At 44.9% G+C, this 23,581-nt stretch carries 19 protein-coding genes; 7 read left to right on the plus strand and 12 right to left on the minus strand.

Annotated features, from left to right (window positions below):
* Positions 1-48: 48 nt before the first annotated feature.
* Together OZ401_RS03900 and OZ401_RS03905 are read left to right on the plus strand one after the other, a co-directional pair.
* A complete protein-coding gene (locus OZ401_RS03900) occupies positions 49-2,853 on the plus strand; it encodes a cation-translocating P-type ATPase (protein ID WP_341469402.1) in 2,805 nt (934 codons plus the stop codon).
* A complete protein-coding gene (locus OZ401_RS03905) occupies positions 2,850-3,578 on the plus strand; it encodes an SIR2 family NAD-dependent protein deacylase (protein ID WP_341469403.1) in 729 nt (242 codons plus the stop codon). Before OZ401_RS03900 ends, OZ401_RS03905 begins: the two co-directional genes overlap by 4 nt.
* Positions 3,579-3,584: 6 nt before the next feature.
* Here OZ401_RS03905 and OZ401_RS03910 read toward each other — a convergent pair whose 3' ends face one another.
* On the minus strand, positions 3,585-5,573 hold the full coding sequence (locus OZ401_RS03910) for a sensor histidine kinase (protein ID WP_341469404.1): 1,989 nt from the start codon (positions 5,571-5,573) through the stop codon (positions 3,585-3,587).
* A 375-nt stretch (positions 5,574-5,948) separates the two neighbouring features.
* Between OZ401_RS03910 and udk the strand changes: the two genes are divergently transcribed.
* A complete protein-coding gene (udk, locus tag OZ401_RS03915; protein ID WP_341469405.1) occupies positions 5,949-6,647 on the plus strand; it encodes a uridine kinase in 699 nt (232 codons plus the stop codon).
* A 61-nt stretch (positions 6,648-6,708) separates the two neighbouring features.
* Here the strand turns inward: udk and OZ401_RS03920 are convergent, their stop codons facing one another.
* Genes OZ401_RS03920 through OZ401_RS03940 form a run of 5 tightly spaced genes read right to left on the minus strand, consistent with a single transcriptional unit; the run spans position 6,709 to position 9,257 of the window.
* On the minus strand, positions 6,709-7,344 hold the full coding sequence (locus tag OZ401_RS03920; RefSeq protein WP_341469406.1) for an LOG family protein: 636 nt from the start codon (positions 7,342-7,344) through the stop codon (positions 6,709-6,711).
* A 1-nt stretch (position 7,345) separates the two neighbouring features.
* Entirely contained in the window at positions 7,346-7,564 is a 219-nt protein-coding gene (locus OZ401_RS03925) for a hypothetical protein (protein WP_341469407.1), read from the minus strand.
* 12 nt (positions 7,565-7,576) lie between these two features.
* The gene (locus tag OZ401_RS03930) at positions 7,577-8,008 is read right to left on the minus strand and encodes a molybdenum cofactor biosynthesis protein MoaE (RefSeq protein WP_341469408.1); all 432 of its coding nucleotides are present in this window, start codon (positions 8,006-8,008) and stop codon (positions 7,577-7,579) included.
* A 55-nt stretch (positions 8,009-8,063) separates the two neighbouring features.
* A complete protein-coding gene (locus tag OZ401_RS03935) occupies positions 8,064-8,327 on the minus strand; it encodes a MoaD/ThiS family protein (RefSeq protein WP_341469409.1) in 264 nt (87 codons plus the stop codon).
* A gap of 6 nt (positions 8,328-8,333) precedes the next feature.
* Positions 8,334-9,257 carry a proline dehydrogenase family protein gene (locus OZ401_RS03940; protein ID WP_341469410.1) on the minus strand — a complete coding sequence of 308 codons (924 nt, stop codon included), beginning with the start codon at positions 9,255-9,257 and terminating at the stop codon, positions 8,334-8,336.
* A 233-nt stretch (positions 9,258-9,490) separates the two neighbouring features.
* On the opposite strand from OZ401_RS03940, the gene OZ401_RS03945 reads away from it, so the two are divergent.
* From OZ401_RS03945 to mnmE, 3 genes are read left to right on the plus strand one after another with little or no spacing between them, the layout of a single operon-like run.
* Positions 9,491-10,219, plus strand: a complete 729-nt coding sequence (locus OZ401_RS03945) for a CDP-alcohol phosphatidyltransferase family protein (protein ID WP_341469411.1) — start codon at positions 9,491-9,493, stop codon at positions 10,217-10,219.
* Positions 10,220-10,222: 3 nt separating this feature from the next.
* Positions 10,223-10,984 (plus strand): lysophospholipid acyltransferase family protein, encoded by a 762-nt coding sequence (locus OZ401_RS03950; protein WP_341469412.1) that lies wholly within the window; start codon positions 10,223-10,225, stop codon positions 10,982-10,984.
* A gap of 35 nt (positions 10,985-11,019) precedes the next feature.
* The gene (gene mnmE, locus OZ401_RS03955; protein ID WP_341469413.1) at positions 11,020-12,432 is read left to right on the plus strand and encodes a tRNA uridine-5-carboxymethylaminomethyl(34) synthesis GTPase MnmE; all 1,413 of its coding nucleotides are present in this window, start codon (positions 11,020-11,022) and stop codon (positions 12,430-12,432) included.
* Between the two features lie 46 nt (positions 12,433-12,478).
* Here mnmE and OZ401_RS03960 read toward each other — a convergent pair whose 3' ends face one another.
* Entirely contained in the window at positions 12,479-14,044 is a 1,566-nt protein-coding gene (locus OZ401_RS03960) for an MDR family MFS transporter (RefSeq protein WP_341469414.1), read from the minus strand.
* A 74-nt stretch (positions 14,045-14,118) separates the two neighbouring features.
* The gene (locus OZ401_RS03965; RefSeq protein ID WP_341469415.1) at positions 14,119-14,655 is read right to left on the minus strand and encodes an ArsR/SmtB family transcription factor; all 537 of its coding nucleotides are present in this window, start codon (positions 14,653-14,655) and stop codon (positions 14,119-14,121) included.
* Between the two features lie 191 nt (positions 14,656-14,846).
* On the opposite strand from OZ401_RS03965, the gene OZ401_RS03970 reads away from it, so the two are divergent.
* Positions 14,847-15,611, plus strand: a complete 765-nt coding sequence (locus OZ401_RS03970) for a hypothetical protein (protein ID WP_341469416.1) — start codon at positions 14,847-14,849, stop codon at positions 15,609-15,611.
* 66 nt (positions 15,612-15,677) lie between these two features.
* On the opposite strand, the gene OZ401_RS03975 is transcribed toward OZ401_RS03970, so the two are convergent.
* The 4 genes from OZ401_RS03975 to OZ401_RS03990 all read right to left on the minus strand — a co-directional run bounded on the left by OZ401_RS03975 (position 15,678) and on the right by OZ401_RS03990 (position 23,561).
* The gene (locus tag OZ401_RS03975) at positions 15,678-17,036 is read right to left on the minus strand and encodes a helix-turn-helix domain-containing protein (RefSeq protein ID WP_341469417.1); all 1,359 of its coding nucleotides are present in this window, start codon (positions 17,034-17,036) and stop codon (positions 15,678-15,680) included.
* 904 nt (positions 17,037-17,940) lie between these two features.
* Entirely contained in the window at positions 17,941-19,029 is a 1,089-nt protein-coding gene (locus OZ401_RS03980; RefSeq protein ID WP_341469418.1) for a hypothetical protein, read from the minus strand.
* Between the two features lie 9 nt (positions 19,030-19,038).
* The gene (locus OZ401_RS03985) at positions 19,039-21,540 is read right to left on the minus strand and encodes a mannose-1-phosphate guanyltransferase (protein WP_341469419.1); all 2,502 of its coding nucleotides are present in this window, start codon (positions 21,538-21,540) and stop codon (positions 19,039-19,041) included.
* A gap of 107 nt (positions 21,541-21,647) precedes the next feature.
* A complete protein-coding gene (locus tag OZ401_RS03990; protein ID WP_341469420.1) occupies positions 21,648-23,561 on the minus strand; it encodes an Rqc2 family fibronectin-binding protein in 1,914 nt (637 codons plus the stop codon).
* Positions 23,562-23,581 lie beyond the last annotated feature (20 nt).

Raw genomic sequence — 23,581 nt, forward strand, 5'->3', positions numbered from 1 at the left:
CTGTCGTAACTAACTGCCAAAGACTTGGAAAGGCGAGAAGTAACAGCTATGGAGCTTCTTGTTGAAAACAAGAAGGATGGCTCTCAATTATCCCTCCTTCCTGTTAACGAGATTTACAAGGCATTTAATACCTCCCCGCAGGGCTTAACACAGGCTGAAGCGCAAGTTCGACTGGAGAAATTCGGGCGCAACACGCTCAGCGAAGGACACAAAACTCCCCTTATCTTGAAATTTCTGGCAAATTTTACCCACCTGATGGCGCTTTTACTGTGGGCTGGTGGTATTGTCGGTTTTCTGGCAAATGCTCCTCAACTTGGAATTGCTATTTGGACGGTCAACCTAATTAACGGGGTCTTTAGTTTCTGGCAGGAATACAAGGCGGAGAAGGCTACTGAAGCCCTCAAACGGATGTTGCCCAATTATGCCAGAGTGATACGAGATGGCAGTGAAAGCAAGATTTTGGCGGAGGAACTCGTTCCGGGCGACCTGCTTATGCTGGAAGAGGGCGATAATATTTCCGCCGATGCTCGTATCATTGACGAATCTGATCTTCGGGTTGACCAATCCACCCTGACGGGAGAGTCGCGCCAGGTTCGTAAAACCAAAGAAGCCGCGTTGCATACTGAATTGGGAGTCGCCGATATTGCGAATCTGATTTTCGCCGGAACGGGTGTGGCTTCTGGTAGGGCTACTGCGGTTGTAACCGCAACGGGGATGCAAACCGAATTTGGTAAAATCGCGCATCTTACACTTAATGTAACCGATCAACTAAGCCCATTACAGCGCGAACTCGGACGAGTGACCAAAATCGTTACAATGCTTGCCACCGGGATAGGCTCGCTCTTTTTTGTGCTGGCAATATTTCTGGCTAAAGTCGATCTTGCCACTAGTTTTATCTTCGCAATGGGCATGATTGTAGCCTTTGTACCGGAAGGGATGTTGCCTACCGTCACTTTGGCGCTGGCGTTGGGTGTCCAGCGTATGGCAAAACGCAATGCGCTTGTAAAAAGGCTTTCGGCGGTAGAAACGCTGGGTTGTACCACTGTAATCTGCACCGATAAAACCGGCACGCTGACCCAGAACGAGATGACGGTTACACATTTATGGTTGCCGGGACACATGTATGAGTTCACCGGAACCGGCTATGCTCCGCAAGGTCATATTGTTGAGAATGCTCAAAAGATAAATACTCCTGTCGCCGGAGATTTGCATCTGGCTCTGCGAATTGCCAGCCTGTGCAATGATGCGCGAATATTGCCGCCCGATGGGGATTCAGAAAAATGGCGCGAACTGGGCGACCCCACCGAAGCCTCTCTGGAAGTAGCGGCACTAAAGGGATGGGTTGATTTGAAAGCCGAAGCTACCGAGAACCCACGTATTCGCGAGTTGCCTTTCGACTCGTACCGCAAGCGCATGAGTACTATCAATCGGCAGGGTAATGCGCAGGTGGCGTATGTTAAAGGCGCACCTAAAGAAGTGCTGGAATTATGCAACTTTATCCAGCAGGAAGAAAGCGTGTCGGCAATAAGTGAGAGCCAACGTCTTGAAGTGATGCAGGTAAACGATAGATTAGCGCGTGAAGGCTTGCGGGTACTGGCGCTGGCTTATCGCATTCTACCGGATAACACGATGGATTTTACGGCGGAACAGGTTGAACATGACCTGATTTTTCTCGGTTTGGTGGCAATGCGTGACCAACCAAGAACGGGAGTCGGCGAGGCAATTGCCCGCTGCCATAAAGCCGGTATTCGGGTTGTAATGATAACCGGGGATTATGAATTGACTGCTGCCAGCATTGCCAAGCAACTCGGTATAGTTACTGGTGAGGATTTCAAAGTAATTACCGGCTTGATGCTTGATAGAATGAGTGATGCTGCCCTGAAAGATATTTTAAAGAATGCGCAGGTAATTTTTGCCCGTGTTACGCCTGCACATAAACTCAAAATTGTCACCACTTTCCAAGAATTGGGGCATATCGTCGCGGTTACCGGCGACGGCGTAAACGATGCGCCCGCTCTTAAAAAAGCCCATATCGGGGTAGCGATGGGGCAAGCCGGAACGGACGTGGCAAAAGAAGCCGCTGATATGGTACTGACAGACGACAATTTCGCCTCGATTGTAAATGCGGTGGAAGAGGGTCGCGCTATTTATAGCAATATCCGTAAGTTCGCTATGTATGTATTCAATAGCAATATGGCAGAAGCTGTTCCCTTTGTAGCTATGCTTTTTTCGAGAGGGGCAATACCCTTGCCGCTAACCGTAATGCAAGTGCTGGCGATTGACCTTGGCACTGATATGGTTCCGGCGATTGGCTTGGGCACAGAACCTCCCGAAGCGGGGGTTATGGAATTGCCACCCCGTTCCCAGAAAGAGCCATTGCTCAATCCTAAGTTGCTGGCACGGGCGTTATTGTGGTACGGGCTAATCGAATCGATAGCCTCTATGTCGGCATATTTCTTCCTGAACTGGCGGTTTGGTTGGCCCGGTGTTCCGCTGGCAGCCGAAGGAACCGAGATATACCGCCTTGCTACAACTATGACTCTAGCGGGGGTCGTTGCTACACAGGTAGGAGCGGTTTTTGTTTGTCGTACCGAACGCAACTCTGTTTTCAAAATCGGTTTCTTCAAGAATCGGCTGGTACTCATAGGAATAGTCGTTGAACTGGGTTTGCTGGTTTCACTGGTATATTTGCCTTTTATGCAGGGGCTATTCAATACTGCCCCGCTGGATATTATTGATTGGCTTTTTGTATTTGCTTGGACTCCGGTTATATTTTTCGCGGATGAAGCGCGCAAATTATGGTGGCGTTGGCGCAATAGACAACAAATTAATCATATTACAGGTGGCGTATGAACGAAATTGTTATTCCTGTGCAACTAATCGAAGCCTTGAAAAAGGCGCAACGTGTGGCAATATTGACCGGGGCAGGAATCTCCGCTGAAAGTGGTATCCCTACCTTTCGAGACCAGTTAACGGGCTTATGGGCAAAATATCGTCCTGAAGAGCTTGCCACCTCGAAAGGATTTCAGCGAAACCCACGCATGGTATGGGAGTGGTACGCTGCTCGCCGTGAGAAAGTCCATACGGTTGAACCGAATGCGGGGCATTATGCGCTGGCAGAACTGGCACGTAAAGTCCCTGAATTGACCCTTGCTACCCAGAATGTGGATGGGTTGCATCAGCGCGCCGGGAGTGAAGGCGTTATCGAACTGCACGGCAATATCAATCGAGTTAAATGCTTTGATGAAGGTCTGTTAGTGGATAGCTGGAATGAAAACCAAGGAATACCGCCACGCTGCCCACGTTGTGGCGGATTCCTACGTCCCGATGTGGTTTGGTTTGGTGAAATGTTACCTGACGAGGTTTTTGAAAAAGCTGAATATGCGGCAAAAAAGTGCGATGTTTTTTTCTCCATTGGAACTTCCGGTCAGGTAGAACCTGCCGCTTCATTAGCAAGAATAGCGCACGGAATTGTGATTACAATTAATCTAGAGGTCGAATCACTGATTTCACCGTACCGCTATAATTTTAACGGAAAAGCCGGTGAAATCTTGCCTTTATTGGTGCAAAAGTTGTAGGTATTTTTAATAGTTGGATTTAAGAGGAGCGGAGGCGCGTAGGTATATAGTAAGGTTAGAGCCTTTACCTTCTTCGCTCTGTACTTCTATACGTCCGCCCATTGCTTTAATAAAGTTCTGGCTGATATAAAGCCCTAGCCCTAACCCGTTGGCTTTTGATGGAGAGTTGTTGGCTTTGAAGAAGCGTTCAAAGAGGTGGGGCAAATCTTTTTCAGGAATACCAACGCCTTCATCCTGCACGGCGATAGTGATTTCTTCCAAAGCCTGTTGCACCCTTACCTTTATTAATCCACCTCTAGGCGAGTATTTAACGGCATTGCTAAGAAGGCTTGATAATACTCGTTCGAAAGCCGGTATATCGACATCGCCAATAACCACTGCGGGATTTGTGCGTAATTCAAAGTGATGAACTGGGCGCGGCATACGCACCTGCTTAGCTAGTTGTTCCGCCTCATTGATTTTGTTTCGTATAATCGGTATGAGATCAACCGGACGTTTGTGTAATTCAAGCTTGTTGGTTTCAATATCCGATATACTGGTAAGATCTTCTACCAGTGTTTGCAGGCGATCCAGTTGACCTTCCATAACCCCATTATAATGACGCAAACTCTCGATTAGTTTGTTGAGGTCAATTTTTTCGAGGCTTTCTTCTTCCAAACGTTTGTTGACAAGTCGGTTATAACCAAGTAGCGAGGTTAGCGGGGTTTTTAGCTCATGCGAGATTAAGGTAAGAAAGAGGTCTTTCTCCTGTAAAGCTGACCTTTCGGCTTCATAGTTACGGGCGTTCTCGATGGCGTTGGCGGCACGTTCAGCCAACTGTTGTAGCAATGTTACATGGCGGTCTTCAATTGGTGTAACCTTGATCTCTGGATTCTGGTAGGTAATATTATAGATTGCCAGCGCGCCAATAACCTTACTTCTTACTTTCAAGGGAACACATAGCAAGCTATTTACATGTTCTACATCCCGGATAAACGGTGCTATACGCGACCAATCGGTATTGTCCTTGATAAACATAGCGGTGGCATTTTGCACCACTTTACCCACAATTGTCTGTCCGATTCTTACAGGTTCACTATTTTTGGTGGGTATATATTCCGGTAATTCGGGCGGGGGTGTTTCTTTACTATAGTAGCCTATTGGGAAAATCTGGTCTGTATTTTCTCTAACGATAAATACAACTGAGGTATTGCCAACCATTCTGGTAGACATTTCCCCAATTACAGATAGCACTTCGCGCAATTTCAATGAGCTACTAAGAACCCGGCTTGCTTCCGCCAGCATTTCAGCTTCTTGCTCACGGCGACGGGCTTCTTCATAAAGGCGCGAATTGGTTATAGCCAGCGCTGCTTGATTGGTAATAATAGTTAGCAGGCGTAACTCTTCTCTGGAATAGACTCTGTGCTGGCTGTGGTACAAAACCATAATACCGATCAAACTCTGGCGATAGAGTAGGGGTAGGGTGAGCATTGTCATCAAACCCTCGCGCATACTCAATTCTCGCAAGCCGTTTAAACGCTGTGAAGCTTGAATATCTTCTATATAGACAGGGCTACGGATGGTTTGTAAGCGACTGAACTCACGATCTTCGTAGAATTTAAGAACTTTATCAATAAACAGGTCGGTAAGTCCCCAATTAGCCGCGCAAACCAACCTTCCGATATCGGCGAGGGGTTCTTCTTCGGTAAAAACATTGTGAGGATTAGAGCCATCGGTCAGTTCATGTTGCAGGTTTTTTCGGAGAAAAACAGCCGCTCGACTAGCTTTGAAAAGCCCTGAGACATGTTGTACAAGGTTTATAAGTACATTCCCCGGATTAAGCTCGGAATTTAGCAATGAGGAAATAACCAGGAGAGCTTCTGCTTGTTCAGGGCGAATACTAATTTCTGGCACGAATAAGTCTTCCGCTGGCACCATATTAAAGCGATTAAACGCTTGTGTACCATCCTTATTATTCTGCGAATCGGATGATACTTCATTAATATGCTCTAGCATTTGACCCCACAAAGGGAAATTATATTCCCCCACTTTAATATTATTAAGTAGTATCAAATAGATATAAACCAATTATACACATTTCAATAAATACATACAATACATGCTGTCAGCAGTAAGTGTTCAGAATTATAGTAAATGGTTTACAAGAACAGCCTTAGCCCTGTTGTAAGAAGGGGAAAGGCTTATAAATTGGAACAATATAAGTCATATTGGAACAAGCCTGCGCAGCCGCGAATATACTGCCGATTAACCTCGGTTGACAACCTTACCTTCGCCTTATAAACTCTTCTAATGATAGCGGAATGAGATATGCTATCCGGCGCAGCAAAACAGCGCCGGATATGTTTTTTTATGGTAGGGAGAAAATCGGCTATGCGTAATTCGACCCCGCTTGTTATCGGGGTGGCTGGTGGTACAGGTAGCGGCAAGACTACAGTAGCACGTCACATCGTAGAGAATATCGGCATCTCGCTGGTAGTGCATCTCCAGCACGATTCGTACTACAAAGACCTTTCCCATATGCCTTTTGAAGAGCGCACCCGTGTTAACTATGATCATCCTGATTCGCTTGATAACGATCTCTTATATCAACATCTGTTGGATTTACGAGCAGGCAAACCAATTTTGATGCCCATTTACGATTTTGTGCAGCATAATCGTTTGTCTGAGCCAGTTTTTATGGAGCCTTGTCCGGTTATTGTGGTGGATGGAATTTTGCTTTTCACCGATAAGCGTATCCGCGATTTGATGGAATTGAAAATCTTTGTAGATACCGATGCCGATTTGCGATTTATTCGCCGTTTAAGACGCGACATAAAAGAGAGAGGACGTTCGGTTGACTCGGTAATCGAACAATATCTGACTACAGTGCGGATTATGCATCAGGAATTTGTAGAGCCTACCAAACGTTATGCTGATTTGATTATCCCGGAGGGTGGGTTTAATGTGCCGATGCTATTAGATCGGATTGTGAAATTGGTGCAAACTCTCTACGACCAAGCGCTCGGTGAGCGTATTTCGCCTCTGCTGGAACGCGCTAAATTTTTTGCAGGCGCTAACGAACCCGATTAGGCAAAAAATAACCGCACAAATCTTAAAACCTGTGCGGTTTGCCATAATATTTTCGAAGTTATTATTCTGAACCCGGTACTTCCCCGTTTCCGTTCTTTTTCAGACTTTTCAATTCGTCTTCAGTAACTTTATCAATATGTTGGTGAGGTTGGTAGTTGAAAATGTAATCCAAAGCCTCTTGCGGGGTATTCGCTACATGCAACAAATCCATATGTACCGCTTTGATAAAATGTTCCTCTACCCCTAATTGGAGTTGTGCCAGCAAATGATTATAGTAGCCATTGGTATTGACCAATACCATCGGCTTCTGATGAACCCCTAGTTGCCCACCCGTAAGAATCTCAAAAATTTCTTCCAGTGTGCCAAATCCTCCGGGCAAGGTGATAAATGCATCTGCTCTTTCTTCCATAATAGCCTTACGCTCGCGCATGCCATCGGTCAGGATAAGTTCTCCGGCATCATGGTTGCCGATTTCTATTCTTTCAAGAAAGTAGGGGATTACACCTATTACGCTCCCGCCATTCTTAACCACTGCCTGACTTACCGCACCCATAAGACCAATACGCCCACCACCGTAAACCAGCACCGTTCCACGCTTAGCCATCATTTCGCCAAGTTCGGTGGCTACTTCAAAGTACTTTGGTGCAATTGAGTTACTTGAAGCGCAATATACCGCGATGTGAATAGGTTTATGCATATCAGGTAGCCTTCCTGTCTGCTTCTTCTTTCTTCCTAGCTCTTTCCTTATTGGTGAAGTACATTCGAATACGGAATCCTACTACACTGCCACCAATCATCAGAGACATAAAGAGAATATAGAATACGGCTGTTCCCATCGGTTCATTACCGGGATCAACTTGTAGCGTATTCGGCGTAGGGGTCGCTATTTGCAATAATAAATTATAGATTGAACTCATAGAATTAATTACTCACACCTTATTTTCTACCCAACGTTGACCGCTCTGTTCGTCTCCCTCCCAAGATTCCTTTTTCCAGATCGGGACGGTGGCTTTCAAGGTATCAATTACAAATTGGCATGCAGCAAAAGCTTCTGCCCGGTGTGGGCTACCAATTGCCACTCCTACCGCAATATCCTTGATGCCAAGCTGTCCAATCCGGTGAGACATTGCTATATCCGAAATGCCCCACTGTTTTTCCACTTTACGGGCAATTTCTGCCATAGTTATTTCGGCAGCCTCTTTATAGGTTTCATACTCAAGCCAGTGAACTTCATTACCCTCGTTCCAACGTCGCACTGTGCCGGTAAATAAAACTATTCCACCGTTGCGCTCATTAGAAACCGTCTCAAGCAGTTCTTGTAAATCTATTGGTTGCTCGGTTATTCGAATAAGCTGTCCCATGCATTACTCCTGTGAGTAGTAAATTACAATAACGAGTGTTGTCAACTTAAGGCTATCAGTCGGAACCTCCTCCAACCGGCGGTATAAATGCTACTTCATCACCGGGAGAAAGCGGGGAATTGCTCGAAGCGTACTGCCGATTAATCATGATTCGGCAAGTACGGGCGGGACCACCTAGCGCGGTATATTTCTGAACGAGTTGTGCCAACAGTTCTCCGGCAGTTAAGCTACCGTTTTCAGGTAAAGGAAATTCGAGATTTCCATTACCGATTATTTCTCTGAAGGAAGCAAATAATTTTACTGTTACCTTAGAAGACATCTATAATTACCCTCGCCAGGCATTGTTCAGCATAAAAAACAGGTTGGCAGGGCGTTCTGCCATGCGACGCATCAGGTAGGGATACCACTGTGAACCATAAGGAACATAAGCTCGAACATTATAACCTAAACCTGCCAATTTCTTTTGCAAATCCCGGCGTATTCCGTACAGCATTTGAAATTCAAATTTCTCTGCCGGAATATTCTGCGCTTTTACATAATCCAGAATCTGATTTATGATTTTCTCATCGTGGGTTGCAAACCCTGGATAGTTACCATTGTCCAGCAATTGTTGCATGCACTTGACATAATTACTATCAGTATCGCTTTTCTCAGCATAAGCAACGGTGGGAGGTTCAAGATACGCGCCTTTACATAGCCTTACTCTGGCTTTAAGCTCGATCATGGTATGCACATCATCTTCGGTGCGATACATGTAACTTTGCAGGACTGTGCCAGTATTGCGAAAGCCGCTTTGCCATAGTTCCTTGAAAATGTCGATTGTGCGCTCGGTGTACTCCGAACTCTCCATATCTATTCTGACAAAAATGCCGCCCAAATCACGGGCGCGGGTTAGCACCGCTGTAATATTATTTAAGCACAACCGTCTATCCACATCTAACCCTAGTGCGGTAAGTTTAACTGAAATATTGGCATCTAGTTTCTCACGCGCAATCATTCCTAACAAATTTAGATATTGTTCGGTGGAGGCAACCGACTCCGCTTCACTGAATACGTTTTCTCCCAAATAGTCAAGGCTAACATGGATTCCGAGTTTGTTCATGTCGCGCGCAGCTTTCAATGCATCTTCTAGAGTTTCGCCTGCTACGAAACGACGTGCTGCACTTCGTCCAATCCGGTTATGGCTCACGAAATTTTTCATCCGGGCACTTTTTGATAATTTTAAGATAGGTTCTTTTAAAATTGACATATCTGGGACTCCTCTAAATACCGGGAAATAAATAATATGTATCTTTACTAATGTTACCACCGGCGTAAATCGCTGTAAATTGGCAATACAACTTACTTGATGATAAAAGTATCTACTTCTAACTTTCAAGATTGGCAAAAATGTTGTAATATACTAGACTATACTAATAGGTAAGAATGGGCTTGGTGTCGGCAAGATTACCCAACCGGAAAGTTGTCTTACAGGAGTGGTGCATGTTTTCTAACCTTATCGAAGATTGGGCGCGTGGTATCGCGCGAGTGGTTGTCCGTATTTTTGTAAAAACCCCTCTTACCCCCAATAGGATTACCGTAATCGGGTTTCTGCTTAATATACCGGTAGCCTACGTACTAGCTAACGGTTGGTTTCTATTGGGTGGTTTACTAATCTTGTTTGCGGGTGTTTTTGATATGCTGGATGGGGCGTTGGCAAAAATTACCGGACGCGCCAGCACTTTCGGGGCTTTTCTGGATAGCTCTCTCGATCGTTATAGCGAAGTGGTAGTTTTTCTAGGTTTGCTGCTTTATTATCGCAATATACCTGATGCGGACAAAGATGGCGGCTCGATACTAGTCTATGTATCAATTTGCGGCTCGCTTATGATCAGCTATGTCAAAGCGCGTGCCGAAGGTCTGGGTTTGCAGTGCAAGATGGGTTTGTTACCTCGTCCTGAGCGTGTAGTATTGATTGCGCTTGGAACTTTTATCGCCGCTTTCTGGTCGCCTGCGTTGCCGATTTCGCTCTGGATACTCGCCGTAGGCACTAATTTGACCGCCTTCCAGCGTATAATTTACATCTGGATGCAAACTAATCGGGAAAATCGGGAAAAGTTGCAGAGTGAAGTGGAAATTCGCGCCGAAAATAAAAAAGAAGCCCGCTTGTCAGAAGGCGAAGAAGGCGAACCGATTCGCAAACGCTGGTCATTTAAACGCGCAAACGATTAAACCATGATTCCGGCGCGTAAGAACTTTCTAGGTGAGTTACTGGTTTTTGGGATTGCTCGCCGCTCAGTCTGGCGTGCCTTCCACTCCGTCCACATGCGGGTAGCAGAGCCGCTGCCTTTACCCCCTTCCAAACTAGACGCTCCCATTATTTTCTATGTAAACCACTCCTCATGGTGGGACGGTTATCTGGCACATCTTATTTCCCGCCAAGTTTATAACTTGAGTCCTTATCTGATGATGGATGAGCAGCAACTCAGCCGTTATCCTTTTTTTGCTTGGGCGGGCTGTTTTGGGGTTAATCGCAATGATGCAAGGGAAGCCTTAAAGTCATTGGAATATATCGTTAAAGAGCTAAAGCAAAAATCACCCTGTATATTGTGGATGTTTCCGCAAGGCGAAATAATGCCGCTGGAATTGCGCCCGTTGGGTTTCCACTCAGGACTTGGCTGGTTGGTGCGTGAGTTAGGCGATTGTTATATTGCGCCGGTATCCTTCCGTTTTGATTTTCTGCGTGAACAATATCCCGATATATTTATTAATATCGGCAAGTTCACCCGCTTTAGAGCCGGGGAAAAAATCAATACCCGCAAACTAACCGCTCAACTTGAAGAAACCTTAACGCTTGACCTTGATTGTTTGCGGGATGATGTCAGTAACGGTCGGTTGGCTGATTTTGAAACTATAGTGCAGGGTAAAAGCAGCACCGATATTGTATTCAGTTTCATTGTCGAAAAATTGCTGAGAATAAAGCCGAAAGAAGCGTAAGCGGGCAACTTTGCCCTTTCCATCGGATAAAAGATATGTACAACGATACTATTACCGCTATTTCTACTGCTTTGGGTGAAGGGGCAATCGGGTTGGTGCGCCTTAGTGGACCGAATGCCTATGAAATATTGCAGCAAGTTTTTTTTACGATAAAAGGCAAAACCCGCAAGAGCTTTGAAAGCCATCGTTTGTATTATGGCTATATTGCCGACCCGGCGATTCCGGCTGATCCTTTGGATGAGGTTATGGCGGTTTATCTTGCGTCCCCGCGCACCTATACCCGCGAACCAATGGCTGAGATTAGCTGTCATGGCGGTAGTGTCCCGTTGGAGAAGATATTAAACCTGACTCTTAGAATGGGCGCACGCCACGCCGAACCGGGCGAATTTACCTTGCGAGCCTTCTTGAACGGACGGATTGATTTGGCTCAGGCGGAGGCGGTGCAGGATATTGTTCGCTCCAAAACCGGTCCCGCGCTTGAGCAGGCGTTGGGGCAATTGGCAGGAAAGCTGTCGCAACGTATCGGGGTGGCGCGCCAGAAATTGCTTTCAGCCCTCGCCCAGCTTGAAGCTATGATAGATTTCCCGGAAGATGATGTCCCATTTGCCTCGGTTTCTCCGCAATTGGGTGAAACTTTAGCCGAAATTGATACCTTGTTGGCTACTGCCGATGCCGGACAAATTTATCGGCAAGGAATTCGAGCAGCAATTGTAGGCGTGCCCAATGTGGGTAAAAGCTCATTGCTAAACGCCCTTTTGCGAAATGACCGCGCGATAGTCACGCCAGTTGCCGGGACAACTCGTGACTTGATTGAGGAAACTCTTAATGTACGCGGAATACCGGTGGTGCTGGTGGATACTGCCGGAATAACCGCTACTGAAGATATGGTCGAGCGTATCGGTATCGAGCGGAGCAGGCAAGCGATTGCCAGCGCCGATTTGTTATTGCTGGTGCTGGATAGCTCGCGCCCTTTGCACTCCGGCGACCTTGAGTTAATCGCTGCTGTACAATCTGAACTAGCTATACGCCCAACTACCAAAGCCATGCTGGTTTTGAATAAAACGGATTTAAATCAGGGTGAGAATGAAAATTATAAGCTTGAATCGGAGTTGAATCAGAAGCTTCCAGAGTTGCCTCGTGTAAGTATATCGGCTCAAACGGGCGATAGGTTGCAGGAATTGGAAGATGCGCTGGCAAATCTAGCGTTAGGGGGGCAAAATCTGGCTGGTAGAAGCTTGATGATTACCAACACTCGGCACCGCCGCGCCCTTGAGCGTGCTCGCGAACATTTGCTTTCGGCAATTGCCAGCGATGAAGCAGGCATGGTCGCTGATTTTATCTCAATTGACTTGCGTCTGGCAATGGAAGCAATGGGTGAAATTACAGGCGAGTCGGTGCAAGAATCTCTCCTGCATGAAATCTTCTCAACTTTCTGTATCGGAAAATAAAAACGACCTCGCCTATTAAATAAGCAAGGTCGTTTAAAGCAGTTAACTATTCCATTATCATCGCGGGTTGCTCCGCATGGGACTCGATTTCTTTGCTAAGTCCTTCCGCGCGATGCGGCTTCTTTGGTAAAATTACCGCTACCAGCAGTAGAATTACAGTGCCAATTGTTACGAACATAAACACATCGTTCATACCACTTGTGCCAGCCTGTGCCACAATTAGAGCTTGTGCATCCGCTGTGGTCGGGCGTGGTAATGTACCGGCTGCAATCTGACTACCAATATCGGTGCCATGCTGCGCAGACTGTTGTACGAATAGAGAAGCGAGAACAGCAATACCGATTGAGCTAAATATTTGCCGCGTTACGTTGAAAAGTGAACTGGCTTTCGGCAGCGCAGGGCCGGTTAGCGACATCAAAGCCAGTGTTTGAACCGGTATTGCGGTCATGCCGAAGCCTAACCCACGTATTATTAACCATGGCATCAGGAAAAGCCCATCTGATTCGGGTTTCAAGGATGTCAACATAAAGGAACTGAAAACCAACAATACCGCTCCTGTCATAACCAAAACACGCGGACCAAAGCGGTTATACATTTTGCCGCCCAACCCTACCGCTACTGCTGCTGCAAGACCTTGTGGCATTAGAGCAAGACCGGCATCTAACGCGCTTAAATGCGGTACTCTGACTTGCTCAAGGAAGATTGGTAGCATGAAGAGGCTGCCGAATACCACAATCGCGGATAGCCACGAAATGATGCTAGCCACCGTAAAATCGTAGCTTTTGAATAATCTCAAATCCAACACCGGGTCTTTGCTGATGTAGATTTCATAAATGGCAAAGATAGCCACCAGCGCCAAACCGGCAATTAATAGTATCCAGACAGGTGGGTAGCCCCAACCGTGAATATCACCTCGTGGATTGGCGGCAGTTATTGTGCTTGAATCAGACTCGCTAACCAACGCAAATGCGTAAACCACTGCCAATACACCCAGAATGGACAGGCTCAGACCGATATAATCGAATGCTTTTTTGCTCTGTGCCACGAGGTTGTCGGCAGGGAAAACCCGAATTGCTAGGAAAATTGCAACAAAACCTACCGGTACATTGATGAAGAAAATGTATTCCCATCCAAAGTTAACCGTCAATAAACCACCGATAGTTGGACCAAAGGCTGGCGCTAATAGCACCGGAATACCTACCACTGCGCTGGCTGCCGCCCTTTCGCGTGGCGGGAAAGCCTGTAAGGCGATAGCGTTAGCCAATGGGAAGAGTGCGCCGCCACCAAGTCCCTGAATAATTCGGAACCCGATTAACATGGTCTCACTCTGCGCGAGACCGCACAACAATGAGCCTAGTGTGAAGAAGGCAAGGCAGAGAATAAATAGTCGTTTGATACCAAATCGCAAACTAAAGTAACCAGAAATAGGAATTACTGCGGCTTGTGCTAGAAAGTAGCCGGTAATTACCCACTGAATTGAACTCAAATCGGCTTTCAGACCCGTAGCAATGGGTGTCAACGCCACGTTGACGATGGTGTTGTCTAACACCGCCATAAACAAGCCGAGTGCTGCCGTAAGTGCAATAGCATATTTTGAGGAAGGTTTCCGCATTATTTACTCCACTATATATAATATGTTTATCAATAAGCTAAAGGGTTTTGGCAGCAGTGGCAAAACATATTCGCTTATTTGTTATTTTCAGTAAGGTTTAAATTCTTTGTAACAAATTCTACCAGTAATTCGGTAGGGCAACCGGGGATGCCCTGCTTGATTAACTCTCTTTTTTTGAGAAGTTTCTGATAGAGATTTCCCACAATATCTATTAGATAATCCAAATCAACTCGATAATAGCGCTCTTTACCTTGGCGTTCTACTTTGAGCAAGCCTACTCGTTTCAATTCTTGGAGGTGGTGAGATACCGTTGAAAGAGAAATTTGCATACGCTCTGCAATTTCCGAAACGGTAAAACTGCCCATCTCCCCATTGGTGGTGCCGCGATGCATCAAGAAAAGAAAAATATCCATTCGTGACTCATCGGCAAATGCCCGCAAAGTTCCCACCTGTTCGCGCATTCGAGTCCGCTTCTGTTCGAGCAATTCCACAGTCCATTGTTCTGGGGCATGCTCAAGTCCAAGATATTCTGCGGCAACCGCAATTTTATCTAACTCAGCCGAAGTATAACCGGCTGCGCCTCCCGTAAATTTTATATTACTACTATTCAAAGTAACGAAACCTTTTGTATATGATGAATATGCTTCATTTCGATGTTCATAACAATGTAGCATTGAAAATATAACATTAGAAAGAGATTAGGTAAATAGGTCTTTAGTCGAATATTGTGTTAATGATTGCGATAAGCAAAAATTTTGCATATACTCGTCTTGTTGGCGCAATAGTAAAAGGAGGGTAATCCTTGAGTAATCCCTATGATCCTTACGGTGGTAATCCACCCGGCAATAATCCTTATCCGGTTTATAATAACTATGGTAGTTATACCGATCGTGATGGTGTAAATGAAGCTGCCCTCGCTTTGCAATTGTTGGGCGGGACGATACGGCTCAACGATAGTATCGAAGCAGATGTGATGGATCCGGTTTTTTTTGGCATGAATGACTTTACAGCCAATGGGGTGGTAAAGGCTGTCTCAGATTTGGCAATTGCCGATAATTCGGGTGATTTTAGCTTTTTGATGTTTGGTACGCAAGGTGATTTTGATTATTTGGTGGTGGAAGCTGATACAATCCAATACGCCCGCGCTTTTATTGCTCGTGAAGTTAAGAATTGGGACATGCTGCAATATTTGCTTGCTCAAAAAGAAGCCTATTTGGCAGATTCGGAAGCCAGTATTTACCCTTGCGATTTGAGCAGGTGGGGTCTAGGCGATTGGTCAATGTTCGCCTATCGCGCGCCGGGCAGATTGTTGTTGCGTGATGGCAGTTTTGGTTTCGTAAGTGCGCGTCCTAACTATCCGCTTGAATATCTAGATTTTACGCTATGTCCCGCCGGTGAAGAAGGTCCGCAAGCTCAACACTGGATGCGCCTTATACAGGTAGGGCATAATCAGGCTCTTTTACAGGGTGATGTGCTAGATATATCGCAAAGCTCGCAAAGCCCGGTAAGAATATGGCGGCAAGCGCAGGAACCACCTAAGAAGAAAAAAGGCTTATTTGGATTATGAGAATGAGAAAAGGGGTTTGATCATGCCAATCAAACCCCTTTCTTGAATTCTTTTGTCTTTGCCGCTTTATAGAGAGCGGAAGACACCGGTTTGGAGATTGTAAGCTTTTTCCATTGATCTTAAAGCTTCCTCGGTTTGTCCTAATTGACTCAGCACTTGCCCATATTCAAAATAGGTTTGTGCCAGAATATCGTTTGAACCCGATTCTTTTAGTTGCTCAATGGCTTGCAGGAAATATTCCCGTGCTTTTTCATTATCTCCGTTTTGCATATAAGCTTGACCTAATTTAGCAAAAGACTGTCCGATTGTGGCAGTGTCATTGCTAAATTTAGCGGTTTCGGCGCTCTCTAGGGCGTACATTAAAGCCTCTTGAGGCTTATTTAGTACGACCATTAAGCTGGTTAGATGCAAACTGGCAATAGCCGTCAATCTGTTGTCATTCATACGAAGCGCAAGGTTACGAGCTTCTACCAAATATTGTTCCGCTTGCTGGTATTCATGCCGCTCATACAGCAAAATTCCCAACCTTGTTTTGGAACTTATCAGGCTACTCATACTTTCGATTGACTCATACAGAGCGATTGCTTTGGCAGTAAATGCTTTTGCCAACGGTAAATTATTGGCTTCGCGATACTGATTGGCAATGCGCCAAGTAATTCGTGCCAGCCCATTGCAATCTTGCAATTCGGCAGCAAGCTTAGTAGCTTCAGTCAATAAGCTGATTGAATGCTCATTGTCACCCAGACTTCTATAGCAATCACCCAGATCAGAAAGGACTTCAAGTTTAAGTTTTATATCTTTTACTAGAAGATTATCAATCAGGTCAAGAGCTTTTCTGAAGTTTTCCAATGCCAGCATATATTTGGTTTGCATAACGTAGATAGCGCCCATACTATGCGTTACGCGCGCTTCTGTCTCAATATCACCTAGACTATGAGCCATTTGCAAGGCGGTTTTATATTCTGAAATGGCTAATTCGACATCTGAGGAAAGTAGATGCGTATGTCCAAGCAAAAAATGAAATTGTTTTAGCTGATCGGTGGATAACTGTCGAGTTTTTATTTTTTGAAGCAGTACGGCTTTGGCTTGTTCAGGGTTTTCCTGATAGAGTGCTACTCGTGCTTCATCCAGTGCCATATCCCAGCGGGAAAATATTTCAGGATCACCTTCTAAAGCAGATTGGTTTGAAGAACCCGGAGTTGCCATGCTCAAAAGCTGTTCAACCGTGATACCAAGCCGATTAGCTATTACTCGTAGGGCTTTAGCAGATGGCACTACCCTACCAGATTCTATTAGGCTGATATAGCTTTTAGAAAACTCCCCTTCAATTAAATCCTTTTGTTGTAAGCCTTGCTGTAATCGACTTTCTCTGATTTTCAAGCCAATAACCGCAGCCTGCTCATTTGTAAGTTGAAGTTCAGGCATTTAAATTTCCCCCATGATTTCCACGACTCTCAAAAAATGAGTATTTAGTAAAGTAATAACAAACACAATGGTTCTTGCGTGGCAAACAATCTATATTGAATATTTTTGCTGGGTCTGTAAATTTCTACAAAATAAAACAGTTTAGCAAAGATAAGCTATGTTTTCACATTAAAGAGTGCTGACCGTATACAGTAACCTTGTGGAGAACGAACCCATCAATATAATGAATAATACCATTAACTCAATAGAAATGCAATAGCTTCAGGAGCAAATAGAAATAAATTAAATTAAATTTTCTTATTAAAATTCGGCAATTTGTGGAAATTGTTTAGTGATCTCTTTCACTTTATTCTTTAAGCCAAGCTATAGATACAAACCGTTTCATTTTATTGTACAGAGAATGTATTATGTTTATGCCAAACAAGTCTACCTTTCGATTTATTTTTCTAGTAAATTAAGCTCTAAGGTTGGTTCCCTTACGTTACAAGTTACTTTATTTGTCCAAGCCATATCTCAGATAAGATGCAATAACAAAATACAGCCATATTTGATAAATGCAGCTCTATGATTAATAATTTAGCTATTTAGCTACTAACGGATGAATAGTTTTAAGACACTTATTATACAAATCTCGTTTAAAAATAAATGCTTATGCCATTTGAGCCGCATTAAGCTAAAGGCAGAGATGCTTCGATTGATCAGGAATCACCCTTAAAATTCTTTTCATTTATAAATGGAGAAAGCTGCTCTAGGCAAGATTTTGTTACGTGGACACGCAGATTAGCGATTAACTCTACTTTCGGTTCGTATTCTAAAGTTCATTCTATAAAAATTAATAATCCAAGTAAAATCTGTTTATCTCATACTATTACTAATTCTTCTTTAAGAGAAGGATAGTTAGAATTTATATTGTGGGAATTGTCAAGTGCGGTTCCCAAGGTTTTTGACCACTGTTAAGATAAAAGTTCCTGTTTTCCATCACGTAGAAATCGAAATCCTTTTTCCAAGCATATCGCTGATCTTGCCCTAATAGCTCCGTATAGCCCTGATAAAGCACCGGATTTTGGCTCGCAAAATAGTTGGGATTTCGGAAAAACATCTCAAAATAGCCGGCGCAGAACTCAGTGTCATTCTGGAATACGTAGGGATGTCCAATTGGAAGCGGGTCATTCTCAGAATAAGTGTTGTTAAACCGCTTAAGGTAACGTTCAAGTTCTATACGTTTACCTTCAACAAAAAGTTTTCGAGCGCGCGGTGTGTATATTTTACCATCAGACGGGCTTAGTCCGGGTAATAAACCTTCACTATCCCCCATCTTGCCTGACCCCGAATTAAAGAAATCCAGCATATGACCAAACTCGTGTAGGAAGGGGGCAACTCCGGGCGTACTACCATAAAAGCCTTCGTACAAGCGCGAAAGCACCAATTGTATGCTCTCAGTTTCATGGTTATAGTCGCCCCCGGCTAAACCGCCATCTTGTTCAAAGGCTTTGGGGGTGGTATATAGCCAGATATGCCGGGGAGTGTTTAATAGGCGCGCAAGTATATCTCGTCTGTAAAAGAAAATCTCAGCCAGATGCCCGCCCACAATAAAAGGAATATCGGCGTGCATTTGTGCGGTTGCATCGGTTTTATTTTCAGCTTTAAGTTTAAGGTCGAGGTTAGGATGCTGGATAATTTCTTGAATAAAGCGGTAAAAATCGCTTAATTCAGCATCGTTCAGCATATTTGTGATTGGAAAATACCAATCGAGCGCTTGGTGCTTGCCCGTAACTATAAAAGTCAAAGCGGCAAGCTGTGTCCAGCAAGTTTTGGAAGTTAGGGAATTATAATAGTTGGCGGCTTCTGCCAAATCTTTTACGGCAACATTTCCGATAGGTTCTCCAAAGTTCAATTCATCAGAAAGGTTTAATCTGAGACTCCCTATTTCCAGTTCATTGTCGTTCAAAATCACTCGTTTATTGCGGAGATTTATAAAATCGAGGGTATTCATCCGTTAACCTCAATGCTGCAAGTTATTTACTACAGTAGCATATTTATCAACCAATTGTTGCGCCTGTTCATGCGAATGCGACTCTGCTTGAATATGGAAAAGCGGGCGATCAGGGTCAGGTAAAATTAATACCCACTCATCGCCAAGATTGATGCGAATCCCATCTACCTGACGTACAGTTGAGTTTTGATATTTTTCATTCAGCAAGCGCATAACCCTGCCTTTATCTTCCCAGCGGCAGTTTACCTTAGAACGTACCTGAGCATAAGCCGGTAAGTTGTTAATGACTTCACCGATACGCGCTTCTTGCTTAACGGTTAGTTCAATAATTTTGGCGATTGCGAACAAGCCGTCTGCTGCTGGCTGAAATTCTGGAAAAATGAAACTACCGTCACCATCTCCTACTAATATAACGCCGTTACGAGTAGCTGCCTGCATTTGAGCAAAAGAATTAGCTCTGGTGCGAATTACTTCACCACTGTGCTCGGCGGCGATTCGCTCAATAATGCTCGGCGCGGTCACCGGTATAGCAATAATACCGCCATTGTTAGCTTTTAACATCAACTTGGCTACGGCTGCCAGCAATTGCATAGGCGGAATTTGATTTCCTCGCCCATCTACCGCATAAATCTTTTCTCCCCCAGTATCGATTTTTACTCCGAAATCTGCATCGAGTGTGTTAGTAATAACTCCCAATCGGCGCATATCTTGCTGGAATTGTTCAGGGGTGCGGAAAAGTTTTGCTTCATCCACTGCTGCGTTAAGCGCAACTACGTCACAGCCCAACTTGTCAAGAATTGCTGGTAATATGGTTGAGGTATTGGAAGAACTGTAATCTACTACCAGTTTGCGTCCGCGCATTTGGGTATCATTTGGTAAAGCGTTGATTCTTTTCAAAAAATCGATGCTGTAATGCTCGGAAGGATTGGGTAGATATTCGATTCGCCCAATATCATCAGTATAAACCCGCCGAAAATCCTCGCGAAAGAAGATAGTTTCTACTTTGCGCTCAATACTCTTATCAATATCTATTCCACGCCTGTCCATAAAACGTATATCTACAGTGCGGTTATCAAATGGCGAAAGCCGTACGTGTACACCGCCTAAGACATGTTCCGAGATACGTGTGATGTAGCGAGCCACCGGAATTGGACAACTTCCAAGATCGGCGACATTAATTCCCGCGCTCGGCAAACCACTCAAGAGGGCGCGTTTAATCATTCGTGGGGTGTGATGCGCTTCTCGATTTACTGTAACCACGCTGCCTCTAGGCAATATCGCGCCATAGGATGCGCCCAACCTTGCCGCAAATTCTGGCGTTATATCTACGTTGACCAATCCGGTAACGCCAAAGCGACCGAATAATACACGCCGTCCCTGATTACCCCAGATAATGCTGTTATTTACCTTAGCGCCGCGCTCAATTTCTTTGGAGGGCCATATCTTTACATTTGGCTGTATAACGGCATTTTCACCTACGATTGTGTTATCGCCAATTACCGCCCCTTCAAAAATCATTGCCCGGCTTTTAATAGTAACTTGCCGCCCTATCATGCAACCACGCAGTTCGGCGCGTTCTCCAATATAGCTGTTACGCCAGATGATGCTGCGATCAATATTGGCGCGGGCTTCGACCATACATTGGTCACGGATAACAGTAGGACCTCTTATAATTGCGCCGGGTTGTATTTTTACGCCACTACCGAGATAAATTGGTCCGTATAGTTGTGCGGTAGGGGCTATTACCACATCGTCTTCTACCCAGATTCCGCCACCCAGATGCTTTCCGGTGAGGGCAACGTTAACACGTCCTTCCAGCAAATCGGCAGTGCTGCGCATGTAATCGGCGATACTGCCCACATCCGACCAATAGCCTTCAGCCACATAGCCATAAACCGGATGATTTTTCTCTAGTAACATCGGGAAAAGCTGTTGGCTAAAATCAAAGGTTACATTTTTGTCGTAGTATTTGAATATTTCTGGTTCAAGGATGTAAATACCGGTATTAACCGTATCCGAGAAAACTTCACCCCAACTTGGTTTTTCCTGCATCTGACGTATCCGCCCATCGGCATCGGTAATGATTACGCCATATTCAAGAGGGTTTGCCACTCTGGTCAAGGTTAATGTGGCAATTGCATGACGCTCTTTATGGAATTTAATTATTTCGCTGAGGTTGAAATCGGTAAGAGCATCCCCGCTTATTACCATAAAAGTATCGGTGAGCATCTCTTCTGCCAGTTTAACGCTCCCTGCAGTACCTAGGGGAATTTCTTCAATAGAATACTTTATATTGCAGCCGATTGACCTGCCATCGCCCAAATCATCTTGAATAACATCTGCCATATATTGCAGCGTTACGATGATGTCGGTAATACCATGTTTTTTCAGCAAGCTAATAATGTGCCGTAGTACCGATTGATTGGCAATGGGCACCATTGGCTTGGGGCGACCAACAGTTAGAGGTCGTAAGCGAGAGCCTTCACCGCCCGCCATAACCACCGCTTTCATTTTTGGTTGCCCCTTCTACTTTCGAGTTTTTTAGGGTTAAAGTCGACTGTTACCATTTACTGCTTATTGTAACAGACCGATTCACTTGTGTGCAACAAATTTCACCGTTAACTCCGTGCTGCTGGCTTTTTTGCTACAAGTTTCATCGGCTTAACATTTAAACTCCGGTCATTTGTATAAGTAACCAATCCCGGATGCGCGCCTTTTACTTTCCGAACGAATTTTTGAGGCACATAAGTCACCTCAACTCTGGTGCTATTTTGTCCTTTTGAATAATATGCCGCTAAAGCGGCTGCTTCTACCATAGTACGTTCCGGTACATCACGGCTACCCGATTTTATTATAACGTGCGAACCGGGCATACCTCGTGCATGTAGCCAGATGTCTTGCTTGTCGCCAAGCTGAAAGGTTACATATTCATTGTGCTGCGCGCTTTTACCTACTAAGATGGTAAAACCATCGCTACTGATAAAAACAGGAGTCTGTAAAATCTTTCGTTTTTTGCGAGTCTTTGCAGCAGCTTTCTTGCTTTTCTCATCGTCTTTGGGTCTTGAACCATACCCGGCTTCATCAAACTCGGCTTTTAGGTACATTACCTCTTCAAAGGTTTCGGCAAGCTCAAGTTGAGTTAGCATTTCTTCAAGGTAGTCCAACTCTAGCCGAGTTTCTTCAACCAGTTCAGGCACACCCGCCAATGCTTTTCGGGCTTTGTCGTATTCGCGAAAATATGCTTGTGCGTTATCGCTGGAAGATAAACGTGGGTCGAGCGTTATCTTTAATCCATCTGCTACGAGGCTAGTTGCCCCTTCACTTATTTCATAGAGATTTGAGTAAATTGCTTCGCCTTTACGCCGCAGCAATTCTGCGCTTTCCGCCCGTTTCAGTGACTCTTCGAGTGAGGTAGCCCGCCGTTTTAGTTTATCTTGGTGTTCTCCTACAACGTCTGCAATTTGTTGTTTGCGCTGAGATTGCCCGCTAACGGATTCTAATTGGGCATAATATTCTTCTGCGGCAAGGCTTAATGATTCCACTTGTTCTGGTTCAAGCCCATCCGGGATAAATTGCCGCAGTTCGTAAGGGGCAAAAGCTACTATTTGAGCCTGTTTATCTCTTACCAGTGAGGCTTTTAACCTTGCCAAGTCTTCCTGATAGAGTGGTCGCATCAGGTCTTTAAGTTCACTGTAAACCGCTTCAAAATTATGCGTGTCTGCTAATTTTCTTTCGCTATTTTCCGGCGCGGTGCGATAGGCGATTTCTCTTGCTAATTGTGGGCTTACCCCACTAAAGGAACTAACCAATGCTTGCCAGAGCGGCGTATTGGGATTTTGCGCTTTGCTGCCTTCTAATAGATGTACAAATTCGGCGGGCGATTCGTGGTGCAATAGGCGTTTTTCCTGCGGTGGTGGCGCAATGTAGGGTTGATGCGGCAAAATTGTTCGATAGCGATTTCTGCCGGAAGCAACCCGCTTGATCGCATCAATAATCAAATTATCTTCGCTAAGCAGCATAATATTGCTGTGTCGCCCCATAATTTCACAAACCAGCTTACTTTCATAAATCTCGGTTTCCTCGTCAGTGGCTACAAATTCCTCCTCCTGCTCAAGCTCAGTATCTTCCACCTCAATTTCTTCTTCTATCGCTAAACGCGCGCCGCCTTTTTGAGCAAAAGAGGGTCGCTTGCTTGCCGGAAACTTTTTAGCAATAGTAAGAATAATTATGCGCTCGAACGGCATCTGGTCTATAGCGGTTACAATGCCGTACCGCAAGTAGCGGCGTAAAACCAGCATAAAAGGATTAGCCTCTCCGGGCATCTGGCTGGCTTTTTTGCTTAGCATGTGAAAGCGGGCGTTTTGAGCATCTGCGCTCAGAATGAATTGAACTCTGCGCCTGTATTCTGGGTTATAAGCTTCCAGTACAATGCTCAAAGCTCCGGTAGGAATAATTTTCTGGATTCGGCAACCCTGTAGCAGGGTATCGGCTTCTTGGCACACCGCCGCTAATGCCAATGCATCTATGGTCAATTCCTTCTACCCTCAGTTCT

This window comes from Candidatus Chlorohelix allophototropha, assembly GCF_030389965.1.
Lineage (GTDB): Bacteria > Chloroflexota > Chloroflexia > Chloroheliales > Chloroheliaceae > Chlorohelix > Chlorohelix allophototropha.

Coding starts and splice junctions, on each gene's coding strand:
- OZ401_RS03900 (WP_341469402.1), top strand. CDS start 49: ATGGAGCTTCTTGTTGAAAACAAGAAGGATGGCTCTCAATTATCCCTC.
- OZ401_RS03905 (WP_341469403.1), top strand. CDS start 2,850: ATGAACGAAATTGTTATTCCTGTGCAACTAATCGAAGCCTTGAAAAAG.
- OZ401_RS03910 (WP_341469404.1), bottom strand. CDS start 5,573: ATGCTAGAGCATATTAATGAAGTATCATCCGATTCGCAGAATAATAAG.
- udk (WP_341469405.1), top strand. CDS start 5,949: ATGCGTAATTCGACCCCGCTTGTTATCGGGGTGGCTGGTGGTACAGGT.
- OZ401_RS03920 (WP_341469406.1), bottom strand. CDS start 7,344: ATGCATAAACCTATTCACATCGCGGTATATTGCGCTTCAAGTAACTCA.
- OZ401_RS03925 (WP_341469407.1), bottom strand. CDS start 7,564: ATGAGTTCAATCTATAATTTATTATTGCAAATAGCGACCCCTACGCCG.
- OZ401_RS03930 (WP_341469408.1), bottom strand. CDS start 8,008: ATGGGACAGCTTATTCGAATAACCGAGCAACCAATAGATTTACAAGAA.
- OZ401_RS03935 (WP_341469409.1), bottom strand. CDS start 8,327: ATGTCTTCTAAGGTAACAGTAAAATTATTTGCTTCCTTCAGAGAAATA.
- OZ401_RS03940 (WP_341469410.1), bottom strand. CDS start 9,257: ATGTCAATTTTAAAAGAACCTATCTTAAAATTATCAAAAAGTGCCCGG.
- OZ401_RS03945 (WP_341469411.1), top strand. CDS start 9,491: ATGTTTTCTAACCTTATCGAAGATTGGGCGCGTGGTATCGCGCGAGTG.
- OZ401_RS03950 (WP_341469412.1), top strand. CDS start 10,223: ATGATTCCGGCGCGTAAGAACTTTCTAGGTGAGTTACTGGTTTTTGGG.
- mnmE (WP_341469413.1), top strand. CDS start 11,020: ATGTACAACGATACTATTACCGCTATTTCTACTGCTTTGGGTGAAGGG.
- OZ401_RS03960 (WP_341469414.1), bottom strand. CDS start 14,044: ATGCGGAAACCTTCCTCAAAATATGCTATTGCACTTACGGCAGCACTC.
- OZ401_RS03975 (WP_341469417.1), bottom strand. CDS start 17,036: ATGCCTGAACTTCAACTTACAAATGAGCAGGCTGCGGTTATTGGCTTG.
- OZ401_RS03980 (WP_341469418.1), bottom strand. CDS start 19,029: ATGAATACCCTCGATTTTATAAATCTCCGCAATAAACGAGTGATTTTG.
- OZ401_RS03985 (WP_341469419.1), bottom strand. CDS start 21,540: ATGAAAGCGGTGGTTATGGCGGGCGGTGAAGGCTCTCGCTTACGACCT.